This is a genomic window from Achromobacter sp. 01N37 (genome assembly GCF_056399725.1).
This window is the reverse complement of the sequence record NZ_JBFTRX010000005.1, coordinates 59881-74216: the sequence shown is the minus strand read 5'-3', so window position 1 is coordinate 74216 and position 14336 is coordinate 59881. Positions and strand designations below refer to the sequence as shown.

The 14336-nt window shown below is 63.7% G+C and carries 15 protein-coding genes; 9 read left to right on the top strand and 6 right to left on the bottom strand.

All coding sequences use genetic code 11. The features are described from left to right. Positions 1 to 55 precede the first annotated feature (55 nt). On the bottom strand, positions 56 to 1045 hold the full coding sequence (locus tag AC1DSJ_RS11860) for a Bug family tripartite tricarboxylate transporter substrate binding protein (RefSeq protein WP_054423433.1): 990 nt from the start codon (positions 1043 to 1045) through the stop codon (positions 56 to 58). Between the two features lie 224 nt (positions 1046 to 1269). On the opposite strand from AC1DSJ_RS11860, the gene AC1DSJ_RS11855 reads away from it, so the two are divergent. The 3 genes from AC1DSJ_RS11855 to AC1DSJ_RS11845 all read left to right on the top strand — a co-directional run bounded on the left by AC1DSJ_RS11855 (position 1270) and on the right by AC1DSJ_RS11845 (position 4253). After that, a complete protein-coding gene (locus tag AC1DSJ_RS11855; protein WP_054423432.1) occupies positions 1270 to 2196 on the top strand; it encodes a LysR substrate-binding domain-containing protein in 927 nt (308 codons plus the stop codon). An 8-nt stretch (positions 2197 to 2204) separates the two neighbouring features. Next, positions 2205 to 3323 carry a tRNA 2-thiouridine(34) synthase MnmA gene (mnmA, locus tag AC1DSJ_RS11850; RefSeq protein ID WP_175169739.1) on the top strand — a complete coding sequence of 373 codons (1119 nt, stop codon included), beginning with the start codon at positions 2205 to 2207 and terminating at the stop codon, positions 3321 to 3323. 108 nt (positions 3324 to 3431) lie between these two features. Continuing rightward, complete coding sequence (locus AC1DSJ_RS11845) at positions 3432 to 4253, top strand: sulfite exporter TauE/SafE family protein (RefSeq protein WP_054423430.1); 822 nt, start codon at positions 3432 to 3434, stop codon at positions 4251 to 4253. Positions 4254 to 4362: 109 nt separating this feature from the next. Here the strand turns inward: AC1DSJ_RS11845 and AC1DSJ_RS11840 are convergent, their stop codons facing one another. After that, positions 4363 to 4974 (bottom strand): glutathione S-transferase, encoded by a 612-nt coding sequence (locus tag AC1DSJ_RS11840; protein ID WP_054423429.1) that lies wholly within the window; start codon positions 4972 to 4974, stop codon positions 4363 to 4365. Positions 4975 to 5135: 161 nt separating this feature from the next. Here AC1DSJ_RS11840 and purB point away from each other — a divergent pair, with 161 nt between their 5' ends. Beyond that, positions 5136 to 6512: an adenylosuccinate lyase gene (purB, locus tag AC1DSJ_RS11835; protein WP_054423428.1), complete on the top strand. Its 1377-nt coding sequence runs from the start codon at positions 5136 to 5138 to the stop codon at positions 6510 to 6512. A gap of 58 nt (positions 6513 to 6570) precedes the next feature. Next, positions 6571 to 7029, top strand: a complete 459-nt coding sequence (locus tag AC1DSJ_RS11830) for a c-type cytochrome (protein WP_175169740.1) — start codon at positions 6571 to 6573, stop codon at positions 7027 to 7029. Between the two features lie 93 nt (positions 7030 to 7122). Here the strand turns inward: AC1DSJ_RS11830 and AC1DSJ_RS11825 are convergent, their stop codons facing one another. From AC1DSJ_RS11825 to AC1DSJ_RS11815, 3 genes are all read right to left on the bottom strand, one after another. Next, on the bottom strand, positions 7123 to 7815 hold the full coding sequence (locus tag AC1DSJ_RS11825; RefSeq protein WP_175169741.1) for a cytochrome b/b6 domain-containing protein: 693 nt from the start codon (positions 7813 to 7815) through the stop codon (positions 7123 to 7125). Positions 7816 to 7925: 110 nt separating this feature from the next. Continuing rightward, positions 7926 to 8210, bottom strand: a complete 285-nt coding sequence (locus AC1DSJ_RS11820; protein ID WP_054423425.1) for a hypothetical protein — start codon at positions 8208 to 8210, stop codon at positions 7926 to 7928. Positions 8211 to 8946: 736 nt separating this feature from the next. After that, complete coding sequence (locus AC1DSJ_RS11815; protein ID WP_054423423.1) at positions 8947 to 9306, bottom strand: hypothetical protein; 360 nt, start codon at positions 9304 to 9306, stop codon at positions 8947 to 8949. A gap of 140 nt (positions 9307 to 9446) precedes the next feature. Here AC1DSJ_RS11815 and AC1DSJ_RS11810 point away from each other — a divergent pair, with 140 nt between their 5' ends. The 4 genes from AC1DSJ_RS11810 (at position 9447) to AC1DSJ_RS11795 (ending at position 12278) form a co-directional block, all read left to right on the top strand. Beyond that, positions 9447 to 9953, top strand: a complete 507-nt coding sequence (locus AC1DSJ_RS11810) for a GNAT family N-acetyltransferase (RefSeq protein ID WP_427946535.1) — start codon at positions 9447 to 9449, stop codon at positions 9951 to 9953. A gap of 122 nt (positions 9954 to 10075) precedes the next feature. Beyond that, positions 10076 to 10780, top strand: a complete 705-nt coding sequence (locus AC1DSJ_RS11805; RefSeq protein WP_342067563.1) for a DUF3053 family protein — start codon at positions 10076 to 10078, stop codon at positions 10778 to 10780. A 67-nt stretch (positions 10781 to 10847) separates the two neighbouring features. Beyond that, entirely contained in the window at positions 10848 to 11939 is a 1092-nt protein-coding gene (locus tag AC1DSJ_RS11800; protein ID WP_175169745.1) for an AI-2E family transporter, read from the top strand. A gap of 117 nt (positions 11940 to 12056) precedes the next feature. Then, positions 12057 to 12278, top strand: a complete 222-nt coding sequence (locus AC1DSJ_RS11795) for a hypothetical protein (protein ID WP_054423419.1) — start codon at positions 12057 to 12059, stop codon at positions 12276 to 12278. A gap of 31 nt (positions 12279 to 12309) precedes the next feature. On the opposite strand, the gene AC1DSJ_RS11790 is transcribed toward AC1DSJ_RS11795, so the two are convergent. After that, the gene (locus AC1DSJ_RS11790; RefSeq protein ID WP_441370712.1) at positions 12310 to 14172 is read right to left on the bottom strand and encodes a DUF4153 domain-containing protein; all 1863 of its coding nucleotides are present in this window, start codon (positions 14170 to 14172) and stop codon (positions 12310 to 12312) included. Positions 14173 to 14336 lie beyond the last annotated feature (164 nt).

Below are 14336 nucleotides of genomic sequence, written 5' to 3'. Positions count from 1 at the left end.
TCGTGAATCGGAGGCCCCCGCTGCACAAGCTTGCGCGGCGGGGGCCGAAGATCGCTTAGTCGATCTTCACGTTGGCTTCTTTGGCGATGCGCTTGTTCTTGGCGATTTCAGTGGCGATCTGCTTGCCGAAGTCGGCCGAGCTGTTGGCGGCGGGTTCAGCACCCAGCGCTTCCAGGCGCGACTTGACGTCGGCTTCCGCGCTGACCTTCTGCACGGCGGCGTTCAGCTTGGCCAGAATCGGCTCCGGCAGCTTGGCCGGGGCGACCAGACCGAACCAGGACGCGTCGTTCACGGCCGGCAGGCCGGCTTCGGCGAACGTGGGCACGTTGGGCAGGCTGGCCACGCGCTTCGGGGAAGCGACGGCCATGGCGATCAGGCGGCCGGACTGCACGTGCGGCAGCGTGGACGGCAGGTTGTCATACATGACGTCGACCTGGCCGGCCAGTGCGTCGTTCAGCGCCGGGCCCACGCCACGGTAGGGAACGTGCATCAGGTCGGTGCCCGAGGCCATCTTGAACAGTTCGCCCATCATGTGCGAGACCGAACCGTTGCCGGCCGATGCGTACGTCAGCTTGCCCGGCTGGCTCTTGGCCAGCGTGATGAACTCGGCCATGTTCTTGGCCTGCACCTTCGGGTTGATCGTCATGATGTTCGGCACGGCTGCCAGGTTCGAGATGGGCGTGAAGTCCTTCTCGCCATCGAACGGCAGGTTCGGGTAGATGGCCGGGTTGATGCCGTGCGTGCTGACGGTGGCGATGCCAAGCACGTAGCCGTCCGGCGCGCTGCTGGCGACAAATGCGCTGCCGATCGAGCCGCCGGCGCCGCCGCGGTTTTCCACCACAACGGTCTGACCCAGTTCCTTGCCCAGCTTGTCCGCGAACAGGCGGCCGACGATGTCGGTGGTGCCGCCGGGCGGGAAGGGAACGATCAGGCGGATGGGCTTGCTCGGATACGCATCTTCAGCGTGCGCGATACCCGAGATCAGCGGCGTGGCCAAGGTCGCGGCAGCGACACAGAGGCCCAGGACTACATTACGGCGTTGCATGAATTCCCCTAATAAATGGAAAGCGGATGCGCAAAGGCAGACGCAAACGCAATGATTCTTTCCTGGCGGGGCGGTTTGCGCAAACGAAAGTTTCTCCGTAAGCTATGACTTTTTTTCATGCCTCTCTGTTGGCGGTACCGTTCGGGCGTTACTTTTGTGTAACTTTTCCGACACGGTTCGCTGATCTTTCGGGCCGGAGCCCCACCCATGCGTGGGGGCGAACCATGCGACGTTTCTGTCCCTCTTTAACCGATCTGCAGGCCTTCGAAGTGGCCGCCAGGCACAGCAGCTTTACGCGCGCGGCGCAGGAACTGTGTGTGACGCAGGGCGCCGTCAGTAAACAGGTGAAACATCTGGAAGAGTTCGTCGGCGTCGAACTATTCCTGCGGATCAGGCAAGGCCTGGTCCTGACCGAAGCGGGCCGCAGCTATCTGACCAAGATTCAGGCGGGGCTGGGCCAGATCGAGGCCGCGACAGTAGAGCTGATTGCGCACCAGGGGCAGGGCGGCACGCTCAACCTGACTTGTATGCCGACCTTCGGCGCGCGCTGGCTGATTCCGCGGCTTACCGCCTTCATGCGCCTGCGCCCCGACATCCACGTAGAGTTTCTGCCGCATCGCCAGGGCTACGATTTTTCGACGCCGGAACTGGATGCCGCGGTGCGCTTTGGCGAAGGGCTGTGGCCGGGCAGCGGGTCTGACTACATCGTTGGCCGGGAGATCGTGCCGGTCTGTAGCCCGCGCCTGATCCCGGGCGGCTGCCCCACGCCGGAAGCGTTGCTGGCGTATCCGCTGCTGCACCACACGTCGGCCCTGGAAGGCTGGCGCGACTGGTTCGAGCAGGCCGGATGCGATTCCCGGCGCAGTCTGGAAGGGGCGCGCTTTGATCAGTACGCGCTCTTGTCGCAGGCGGCCGCGGCGGGGTTTGGCGTTGCGCTGATTCCGCGTTGCCTGATCGAAGACGAATTGCGCGACGGCAAGCTGGCCGTCGCCATCAAGCTGCCCATTCGCGCGCGCATGGGCTATTACCTGTGCTATCCCGAGCAGAAGGCCAACCTGCCTACGTTGCAGGCCTTTCGCGCCTGGCTGATGGAAGTCTCGCGGGCGGCCGAGCCGCAGCCGCGGGAAGATGCCGTGTCCGATTTAAAATAAGCGCCATCATGAGTCAAATATCCACCAAGAAAGGCCGCGTTGTGGTCGGCATGTCGGGCGGGGTCGATTCTTCGGTCACCGCGTGGCTGCTCAAGCAGCAAGGCTATGACGTCGTTGGCCTGTTCATGAAGAACTGGGAAGACGACGACGATTCCGAATACTGTTCCACCCGCCAGGATCTGCTTGACGCCGCCAGCGTCGCGGACCTGGTTGGCGTGGACTTCGAGTTCGTCAACTTCGCTGCTGAATATAAAGACCGCGTGTTCGCGGATTTCCTGCGCGAGTATTCCGCGGGCCGCACGCCCAACCCGGATGTGCTGTGCAATGCCGAGATCAAGTTCAAGGCATTCCTGGACCACGCCATGGCTTTGGGCGCCGAGCACATCGCCACCGGTCACTACGCGCGGGTGCGCGAGGTGCCGGCCGAGGGGGGCGGCACGCAGTTCCAGCTGTTGAAAGCGCTGGACGCCTCCAAGGACCAAAGCTACTTCCTGCATCGGCTGAATCAGGCGCAGCTGTCGCGCACGCTGTTTCCGCTGGGCGAGATCCACAAGACCGAGGTGCGGCGTATCGCGCACGAGATCGGTTTGCACAACGCGGCCAAGAAGGATTCCACGGGGATCTGCTTCATCGGCGAACGCCCGTTCCGCGAATTCCTGAACCGCTACCTGCCGACCGAGCCGGGCCCGATCCTGACGCCCGAAGGCCAGAAGGTCGGGCGCCACGAGGGCCTGTCGTTCTATACGCTGGGGCAGCGCAAGGGCCTGGGCGTGGGCGGCGTGAAGGGCCGCCAGCGTGAAGATGGCACGGCCGAAGCCTGGTACGTGGCGCGCAAGGATCTGGAGCGCAACATCCTCTACGTGGTGCAAGGGCATGACCACCCGTGGCTGTTGTCGGGCCAGTTGCAGGCGCAAGACGCCAGCTGGGTGGCCGGGCATCCGCCTGCCATCGCCAGCTATGGCGCCAAGACGCGCTACCGTCAGGCGGACGCGGCTTGCCGTCTGGAGCGTGCCGAGGGCGATACCTTTGCGCTGGATTTCACCGAGCCGCAGTGGGCCGTCACGCCCGGCCAGTCGGCTGTGCTTTACGATGGCGAGGTTTGCCTGGGCGGCGGCATCATCCTGTAAGGACGCCGTCTGGTGCGTGTGGGTCCGGACGAGGCCCCGCGGGTGAGATCCCTGCGGGGCCTTGTTCATGAGAAGCAAGTATTCAAAACAAAACAAGAGGAGACGGTTGTGGATGTGTCGATGTTGATTTGCCTGCTGGTGTTGGGCGCGGTGGTGGGGTTTGCCGCGGGGCTGCTGGGCATTGGCGGCGGGATGCTGCTGGTGCCTTTCCTGACAATGCTGTTCGCCTGGCAGGGCATGCCGGCTGATCTGGTCGTGCATGCGGCCATCGCCACGTCGATGACCTCCATCCTGTTCACCTCCGTGTCCAGCGTCCGGGCGCACCAGCAGCGGGGCACCATCAAATGGAACATCGTTTGGGCGATGGCGCCGGGCATCATCATCGGCGGGCTGGTGTCGGGCGGCGCCGTGTTCGCCGCGCTCAGCACCTTGTGGCTGTCGCTGTTCTTCGCGCTGTTCGTGGGCTATTCGGGCTGGAGCATGCTGCGCAACAAGAAGCCCAAGCCGGCGCGGCAGATGCCCGGCGTGGTCGGCACCAGCGCAGCCGGGGCAGGCATCGGTTTCCTGTCGGGCCTGGTCGGCGCGGGCGGCGGTTTCCTGTCCGTGCCGTTCATGGTCTGGTGCAATGTGGCGTTGCATAACGCCGTGTCGACGTCGGCCGCGCTGGGCTTTCCCATCGCGCTGGCCAACAGCGTGGGCTATGTGGTGTCGGGCCTGAACGAGGGCGCGTCGCGCCCCGGCATGCTGGGCTATATCTATTGGCCGGCCTTGCTGGCGCTGGTGTGCACCAGCGTGCTGACGGCGCCGATGGGCGCGCGCATGGCGCACCGCCTGCCGGTGCAAACCTTGAAGCGCGTGTTCGCCTGCCTGCTGTTCGCCTTGGCCGCCTACATGCTGTTCAAGGCCTGGCAGACGTTCGCCGCCCAATAGCGGGTTCGACAATACGCGGCCGGAATCTACCGGCCGCAGCAATGAAAATCGGCCGCATTTGCGGCCGATGTCTCTCAGGCGCCCATCGCGGATGGGCAGTCTGTGGCGGTCAGGCGGTCTTGGGAACCGTGTCCAGGAACGATTGCCGTTGGGACAGCTTGTCGTACAGGCGGGCCAGGTTCAGGTGGTTGGCACGCCAGTCAAGCTCGGCGAAGCGCAAGTCCAGGTAACCCAGCGCGCAGCCGACGGCGATGTCGGCCAGGCTGTAGTTGATGCCCATACAGTGCGCGTTTTCGCCCAGGCTCTTGTTCATGGCGTCGAGACTGGCGTGGATTTTGCTGAACTGGCGTTCAATCCATTCCGGGCTGCGTTGCACCTCGGGGCGCTGGTTTTCCTTGACGATGGCCACGCACGCATCCAGCAGGCCGTCTGCGATGGCTTCCCAGCACTTCACAGCCGCGCGGTCGCGGCCCTGTTGCGGGATCAGGCGGGCAACGGGAGACAGGGTGTCCACGTATTCAACGATGACGCGCGAATCGAACAGCGCGCCGCCGTCTTCCATGACCAGGCAGGGAACCTTGCCCAGCGGGTTGTACGTTTGGATCTGCGTGTCGGCGGACCAGACGTTTTCGAGTTCAAGCCGGTAGTCCAGCTTTTTCTCGGCCATGACGATACGCACTTTGCGTACGTATGGACTGGTAAGCGAGCCGATCAGTTTCATGGAGTCACAAGCGGAGTCGAAAAGCGGCCGAAGTATAGCAGGCCGTATGACGGTCTAACCGGCCGCCGGCCGGAATCTTCGCCAGTTTGCCACAATGTTGCATGCCCTCGGATGATAAAATCGTCGGGTTTTCCCATCCGTAGCCATTTCTTCTCCAGACCATGCAAATCGCCGATCAATTGAGCCAACTGAATGCCCTTTCGCCATTGGATGGCCGTTACGCTTCCCGGAGCGACGCGCTGCGCGGTCTGCTGTCCGAAGCCGGCTTCATGGCGCACCGTGTCGAAGTCGAGGTGGCTTGGCTCGTCGCCCTGTCCGACGCCGGCCTGCCCGAACTGCCCTCGTTCTCTGAAGCCGCACGCCAGCGCCTGCAACAGCTGGTGCAGGATTTTTCGGAATCCGACGCTGGCCGCATCAAGGACATCGAACGCGTCACGAACCATGACGTGAAGGCCGTTGAGTACTGGCTGAAGGAAAAAGTCGCTGATGACGCCGAGCTGGCCCGCGCCGCCGAGTTCATCCACTTTGCCTGCACCTCCGAAGACATCAACAACACCTCGCACGCGCTGATGCTGTCGCGCGCCCGCGACCAGGTCGTGGTGCCGCGCCTGCGTGAACTGGCCGCCAAGCTGAACGACATGGCTGTGGCCCAAGCTGACCAGCCGATGCTGTCGCGCACGCACGGCCAGCCGGCCAGCCCGACCACGCTGGGCAAGGAATTCGCCAACGTGGCCGCGCGCCTGAACCGCGCCATCGCCGCCGTCGAAGCCGTGGAACCGCTGGCCAAGCTGAACGGCGCCACCGGCAACTACAACGCCCATCTGTCCGCCTATCCGGAAATCGACTGGCCCGCCTTCAGCCAGCGCGTGCTGGCCGGCCTGGGCCTGACCCAGAACCGCCACACCATCCAGATCGAACCGCATGACTGGATGTCGGCATTGTTTGACGCCATCACGCGCGCCAACATCATCGTCCTGGATCTGGACCGTGACGTCTGGGGCTACGTGGCCCTGGGCTACTTCAAACAGCGCCTGAAAGAAGGCGAGGTTGGCTCGTCGACCATGCCGCACAAAGTCAACCCGATCGACTTCGAAAACTCCGAAGGCAATCTGGGCCTGGCCAACGCCGTGTTGCGCCACCTGGCCGACAAGCTGCCGATCTCCCGCTGGCAGCGCGACCTGACCGACTCCACCGTGCTGCGCAACCTGGGCGTGGGCCTGGGCTATTGCCTGGTGGCATGGGACGCGTGCATGCGCGGCCTGGGCAAGCTGGAAGTCAACACGGCCGCCATCGACGCCGATATCGACGCGTGCTGGGAAGTGCTGGCCGAACCGGTTCAAACCGTGATGCGCCGCTATGGCCTGCCGCAACCGTACGAACAGCTCAAGGCCTTGACGCGCGGCAAGGGCATCACCGAAGAAGCCCTGCGAGAATTCATCCAGGGCCTGGCGTTGCCTGAAGAACCCAAGGCTCGTCTGCTGGCGATGACGCCGCGCTCGTACATCGGGCTGGCCGCCGAGCTGGCTCGGGCGGTATAGTCGCCATGCCGCGCGCGTCATGCGCGCGGCATCCTTGTTGTTCTTACGGGAGATTGCAATGAAGAAGTTGTCCACGCTTGCCGCGTTGGCCTGTATGACCGTTGGGCCGCTGTTGGCGACGACTGCGTCGGCGCAGTTCGCCAAGCCCGAAGATGCGGTCAAGTACCGCCAATCGGCGCTGACGCTGATGGCCTCGCATTTCGGGCGCATGACGCCGGTGGTCAAGGGCCAGGCGCCCTACGATGCCGCGCAGATCAAGGCCAACGTTGAAGTGTTGAAGACGTTGTCGGCGCTGCCGTGGACGGCTTTCGGTCCGGGTACGGAAGGCGGCGATGCCCGCCCCGAAATCTGGAGCGACGCCGCAGGTTTCAAGCAAAAGCAGCAAGCGTTCCAGGACAACATCGTGAAGCTGTCGGCGGCCGCTGACGCCGGCGATCTGGACAAGCTGCGCGCTGCCTTCGGTGATGTTGGCGCCAGCTGCAAGGCCTGCCACGATTCCTACCGCAAGAAGAAGTAAGGCGCGAGCCGTTCGCGGACGGCCTCGATCGCTGCAAACAAAAAGCCCTTCGAAAATTCGAAGGGCTTTTTGTTTTGTCCTGCGCGAGCGTGTTCAGGAAAAGGACATGTCGGCCACCACTTCCAGCGACCGTATCCACAACACCAATCCCGTCACGCAAGCGCCCAGCAACAGTGCGCGCAGCCAAACGGCAATGCCGTCTTGTGCGGGCGGCGTGCCGGCGGGCAGGTCCTTGGCGTCGACATCGCCGGTGATGATGGCGCGCACCAGGCGCTTGCGGCGAACCACCGCGTACCAGGCGACGGCGGCCAGGTGCAGCGCGATCAGCGCAATGATCACCCACTCGTTCAATTTGTGCCACGAGGTCAACGCGCCGGCGGTGGCTTCGCTGACATAGCCGAACAAGGGGCCTTGCGTCATGATGTCGTCGGTGGTGAACAGCCCGCTGACGGCTTGAAAGCCGACGACAAGCAGCAGCGCCAGAACCGACAGCGCACCCAGTGGGTTGTGGCCGGCGGGGGCGGCCGCGCCTTTCAGGTAGCGGGCAATGGAGCCGGGGCCGCGCACGAACTGGGTGAAGCGGACGTAGCGCGGGCCGATGATGCCCCACAGGATGCGGAAGATGATCAGGCCCAGCGCCGTACAGCCGAAGCGCACATGCCAATCCATATACAGGCCGCCCAGCTTTACGCTGACGAACGCGCCGACGATACAGACGACGAGCGCCCAGTGAAAGAGGCGGGTGGGAAGATCCCAGATGCGGATCGCGAGACGGTTGTTCTGCATGGTGAGCGTGCCCGGACTAAGGTGCTTGCGACTTTATCACGCGTAAAAAGCACTCGCCGCGCATGATGCGCGGCGAGATTGAACTGGCTCAAAGAGCCAGGGTATTGCGTTTAGTGCGTGGTATTGCTGCGCACGGACTCGATGCGATGCACGTGTTCGTGACGGAAGCGGATACGCTGGCCGGGCGCTTTTTGCGACGTTACGCCGCAAGGCACGACTTCCGTCGTGTAGGTCGTGGTGCCGTTGATCGGCGCGTTGAAGATGACCGTTGCGCGGATGGCCGGGCCGTTGGCCGGTTGCAGATAAACGATGTCGCCAATGTGGATCGGCGTGTTGTCCAGCGTCGTATGAGCCGGGCGTCGGATCAGGTCCGAGGTAGTGAAACGAGTATTCATGGTGTGTGTTCTCTTAAGTTCTAGTTATTAGAAAGCTGCGTTTTGTTCATGCCGCGAAGGGGCGGACGTACCAAAAGCGCCTCGCGACTTCGCGTTTGCCATGTCCGGCCGGGTAACGTCTTTCAGACATATCGGACAGGCATGCATGACAGTAACGCACAAGTGTTGCCGTCAGTTTGCGCATTCTCATGTTTTTGCTTGCGCGCGTAACGGGGTGATGCGGCCGATGTCGTCAGTCAGTCCAGGACGGTATCGGTTCAGGCCAAGTGGCGTGCATGTTGGGGCATGCGCTCTTCAGGCCTGGGGGCCACGCAGAGCGGGTTGACTCTGGCGGTTGCTGTGCAGCTTTGTCGTGGGTACGACTCGGGCTGCAACGTGTCTTGTTGCTTCTTTCCAAACCGGACTGGCGGCATGGTGAAGATGTGTTTGGCTAATGCCGTGTGTTCCAGATGGAAGTCGGCGGCTTGCGTTTTCGCGTTATGGGTTTTCGCAAACCGGATCGAATTTCCGGGTGGCTGGCGGCTCGCGGTTTTCGCGGGTGGGGCCGGCCAAGCTCTGGAGGGGTACTTCCAGGGTGCTTTCCGTGCTTTCAGCCTATTTATTTTCGGAAATATGGCGGCGTGAAGGCACATCAACTAACGATGATATCGCTGGTTGGCAGGTTTTGCAAGTCTTTTTTGGGCCTGGGGCCTGGGCGCCGGATTTGCGCCCGGGGCCACGCACCCCACGTTTGCGCTTAATGCTCCGCGCCGCGGGCTTGGCGTTGGGCTTCGATGATCAGCCCTTCCAGACGCGGCGACATCCGCAGCGCCACTTGCGCGCCCATCGAGCCGTCCGGCTGGCGCTCGGTTTCCAGCGCCAGGCCGATATGCTCGTCCGTGAATGCCTCGGGGGCGGCGTCAAGGTCGGCATAGCGCGCCACCAAGGCGTCCACGGCCTTCTGTGCGCCGGCCAAGGCGTCGTCCGACAATTGGCCCTGACCCAGATACTGGTTCACGACACGCGCCAGATCATTCATGAAATACAGCAGGGCGGCCGCGCCGCGGCAATCGGGCAGGGTGAAGCCCCAAGGGGCCGGGGAAGCGTGTTGAGTCATGGGTGAAGCCAGGCCAGGGTGACTAGCGGCCGTTGCGGCCGACATTGAATATAAGCCGGCATTTTACGGGAAGGCGCGGCAGCGGTTTGGCCGGCACGGCGCATCGTGCATACTTCCTTGCCCCCTGACCGTCTTACCTCATGATCCGACCTGCCCAAGTAAGCGACCTGGCCCGCCTGGCCGATATCGAACGCTCCGCCGCGCAGCGCTTTCGCGGCACGCCCATGGACTGGGCCGCCGATGGGGAACCGCTGCCGCTTGGCGAGCTGGTCGCGGCCCAGGCGGGCGGCCTGTTGTGGGTGGCGTTGCGTGACGGGCAGGTATGCGGTTTTGCTCTGGCCAGACCGATGGATGGCGACCTGTTCCTGGTGGAAATGTCCGTGGCCTTGCCTGCGCAGGGCCAAGGCTTGGGGCGAGGGTTGATGCAGGCCGTACTGGCGCACGCGCACGCCGCAGGCCGGTACCGGGCCGTCGTGCTGACCACCGACCGCGAGCTGCCATGGAATGCGCCGTTTTATCAACGGCTGGGCTTTGTGGAATTGGCGCCGCCGTATTCGGCGGCCGTGCACGCCCGTCTGCAATCAGAAGCGGATGCGGGTTTCGATGCTGCACGGCGTTGCGCCCTGGCCTATCCGCTGCGGGCTTAGTCCCTGTGTCAACTCGCTTCGATCGCAACAAAATCCGCCCGCAAGCGGCCGTGGGCCAGCGCTTCGGGATAATCTGCCCCCATGCGCCCGCCATCCACGCAGCGGGCAAGGAGAGGATACGGATGTCACTGTGGCGAGCCTGCCTGGCAGGCCTGGCAATGGCCTCAATGCTGTTCATGACGGCCTGCGTCAATAAAGAACCCCAGGAACGCGTGGCGTTCATCCAGTTGCTGCAATCTCGCGTGACCAGCGACGCGCTGCTGCCGCTTGCCGCCTTGACCAAGGCCGAGAAGGAAGCGGTGGGTGACTACGACGACGCGTACGGCGTCATGACCGATTTCCAGCAAGAAATGGCCAAGGTGGCCGGCTCGTTGCGCGACGTGCTGGCGGTGGAGACCCTGCGGTCGGTTGGCGAAATCGTGGAACGCAAAGCGGCGTTCGAGGCGGCTCGCAAAACCCTGGCCGACAGCGCGGGCAAGCTTCAGGACGCGCGCGCCAAAGCCGACAAGGCGCGAGCCGGCCTGACGCTGCCGGCCGACTTGGCACCTGTCTACGACGGCGTTTATGACGATGCGGTGACCGCGCCCGCCGCCGAGCTGATGCAGGCTGCTACGCGCATGGATTCCGTGGCGCACGACGCAATAGGTATCGCGGATTTCGTCGCCGCCAACGCCGCCGAAATTCAGCTTGTGGATGGCCAGGCGCGTGTGGCCACCCCCACGCTCCAACAGGAACTGAACTTGCGATTGCAGGGCCTGAATGCGCAGTCGGCGGGCCTTGCCGAAGCGCGCGAAACCATCCTGCTTGCGGCTGGCCGGGGGTCTTGAAAGCGTCCGGTAGCAGGCGCTTTGTACAATGCGGGTCTCGCGGCGTTCGCCGTGCCTGGAACGGAATATGAGTCAATCATCCAGCTTGCACTTCAGGACCTTTCTGCTCCTGCTTGTCGTCGTCACCATCGCATTCGGCTGGTTATTGTGGCCGTTCTATGGCGCCGTGTTTTGGGGCGCCATTCTTGCCATTATCTTTGGGCCCTTGCAGCGCCGGCTGGTCAAGCGGTGGGGGGGCAGGCGCAATCTTGCCGCGCTGATCACCCTGTTGGGGGTCTTGCTGCTGGTCATTCTGCCGCTGGTCGCCATCAGCGGGTCGCTGGTGCGTGAAGGCGCGAACCTGTATCAGAGCATCAAGTCGGGCGAGCTGAATTTCGGCGCCTACTTTCAGCAGGCGATGGCGGCATTGCCTCCGTCGGTGCACGACCTGCTGGCGCGCTTTGATCTGGCCGACATCCCGAGCCTGCAAGAAAAGCTCAGCGCGGGCGCCATGCAGGCCAGCCAGTTCCTGGCGACCCAGGCCTTGAGCATCGGGCAGGACACGTTCCAGTTCGTGATCAGCTTCGGCATCATGCTGTACCTGCTGTTCTTCCTGTTGCGTGACGGGCCGCAGTTGTCGGCACGCATCAAGCGCGCCATGCCGCTGAGCGACGCGCACAAGCAGCATTTGTTTCGCAAGTTCACGACCGTGATCCGCGCCACCGTCAAGGGCAACATCGCGGTTGCGGCGGCGCAGGGCGCGTTGGGCGGCATCATCTTTTCGATTCTGTCGATTCAGGGCGCGCTGCTGTGGGGCGTGATCATGGGCTTCCTGTCGCTGCTGCCCGCCGTGGGCGCAGGCCTGATCTGGGCGCCCGTGGCCATCTACTTCCTGCTGACGGGCGCCGTCGTCAAAGGCGCGGTGCTGATCGCGTTTGGCGTGCTGGTCATCGGTATGGTCGACAACGTGCTGCGCCCGATTCTGGTGGGCAAGGACACGAAGATGCCCGACTACGTCGTGCTGATTTCCACACTGGGCGGCATGGCGCTGTTTGGTCTGAACGGTTTTGTGATCGGCCCGCTGATCGCCGCGCTGTTCATGGCCTGCTGGGACCTGTTCTCGCCGTCGTCGGATGAGCTGCTCGGCAACACGGAAGACGCGCCGCCGTCCGCCAAGTAAGGCCCGTGCGGGTGTATCGTGTAGCAGGGCCGGTCTTCACAGGCCGGCCCTTTTGCATTGCCGATTTTCTCTGCCGGCAATTTCTTTGCTGGCTTGCCCACACAGGAGCGCGTTGCAATGGAATGGAAACTGCATCGATCAGGCTGGATCGAAGAACGCAATTTCGATATTGAGTTCGCCGAGGTGCCCGAAGGGTTTCATGCGCGGGTACGCATCATCGGATTCCCCCCTCTTGAAGACACCAAGAACGTCTTTCCCACCGAGGCCTTGGCGGAGAAGGGCGCGCTGACCTTGCTCAAGAGTCAGTTTGCGGGCACGCCCGACCTGGAAGAAAAATAGCGCGGCGTCTGCCGCGCTTGGCCGTTGACGCCTAACGCAGCCTGAACAGGTTGTCGCCGATGCGCAGGTCTCGGTCGGTGCGGGGCTGCGTGCGCACCAATCCTTGCTTGAGCGCCTGCTGGATATTCGTGACGCCCGTCTCGTCCGCGGTGTCCATCGAAAAGCTGATGGCGGTCAGGTGGCCGCGCAGGCTCCATTCGCCCGCTGCGTCCGGCGTATAGATGGGCAGGCGCTCAACGGTGCTGGTCTGCACATCGCTGGGCGGGGTGACGTACAGCACGATGTCATCACGGCCGTCGCCCGTCAGATCGGCAAAGACCAGTTGGCAGCGGGGTTCCGCGGTTTGGCTGGACAGCCCCGTGGATGCGCCGGGCTTGGCTGGCGCGGCGCACGTTTTGGCTTGCGAGGGATAAGTCTGTATCAAGTACGCCCACCATGACGCCGGCACCTTGGTGTTCGCGGGGATCGTGGTGAAGGCGGGCACGTTCGCCATGTCCTGAGCTAGCTGCTGTGCATTGTCCGCCCAGCGGAAGTAGCCACTTTTCAACGCTTCTTTGGCAACGGCCGCAATGCGGGGGTCTCGTGCGTTGGCCGCCCCATCGGCCAGTTTTTGTACGGCTTCCACGCCCCACTTTCCAAAGTCTTCACCGACACGGTAATACGTGAACTCGTGGGGATCGAGGCGTCCGTCGATCATGCGCTGCAACTGGCTTTCGGCCGCCAGGCGCAAGGGGTTGGCGACGGGCGTGATGAACGCCGCCAGCACCGCCAGCGTGGCGGCGGCGGTGATCAGGTTGGTAGCGGCCAACATCGGGTAGTAATGCTTGGGGCGCAAGGCCGCCCAGCTGTAACCCGCCCCATACAGCACCAGGATGCCGCTTGCGGCCACGCCCCAGGCGCGCAGCACGGTCCAGCCGTACTGGTCGACTCGGACAATCGCGCCGTACAGGGCCACGGCCGCCAGCGGCAGCAGGCACACCATGGCCGCACGCAGCAGCGCGCCCAGGCGCGGGCCGAATGGCGCGGCGTCCGCATGGTCTTGCCAGGCCGCGTTGATCAGCTTGATCCACACGAGCGAGAACGCAATCAGTGCGCCCGCCGACAATTGCACGGCCTGCAAGCCCAGCGCCATGCGGGCGGCGAGCGCCAGCGTGAAAGCCACGCCCACCAGCGTGACCAGCGGCAGCAACCACGCATTGAGCGTCAGCCAGGAACGTTGCATGGTGTCCGTCAGTGCGGGGCGGCGGCGCACGCCGACCAGGCATGCCGCCAGAATCATCGGCCATGCCGCGTAGCGGAACGTTGAGTTTTCGACAATCCGCTGCACGATGCCGATGCCGATCATCTTGAACATGGCGCCCGCCGCCGTCAGCAGCAGGCACACAGCCCCCGCCAGGAAAAAGCTCAGGGCCAGGTGGACGGCATTGCGCCACGCGGCGCGAAATACTGCCGGGTAATGCCATTGCGCGCGCGTGGCGTCCAGCGCCTGAATCACCGGCAGCAGGATGAAACCCGCCGTGCCGGTCAGCAGCATGGCAACGCCCATCTCGCTGTCCCGAAGCCAGCCGCCGCGCTCATTCGGCAACGCGCCAAACGCGGCCGTCAGCCCATAGGCGGTGAGGGCGGGCAGGATCAGTCCATAGACGGCCAGCGCAATCAGCCAGCGCCTGGGGCTGGCCATCCCCGCCAGCAAAGCGCCGGCTAGCGGCGCCAACGCCAGCCATTGCAGCAGAAAGTACAGGCCGAAGGGATGGCCCCATGGCCACGCCTGGCGCGCCATGAGTTCATGCAGGGCCACCCCAAGCAGGGCCGCGATGACGCCATAGACCAGCACGGTTTTGTCGGGTGCGCTCAGAGCGCCGCCGGGGGGTACTTTAAGGGACGGATTATTCATGGCGGCGATAGTAACAACGCGCTCATTGGCCGGTATATGCAACGGGTTGCCATCCGTATCTGTCTGTCAGGAAGTCATCGCGCAGCGCAATATTTCGGAGTAAATTGGGGACGCGATGATGGGGGTTAATCAGGGCTTAAGCCCGTAATCCGGCCGTTGTGCGC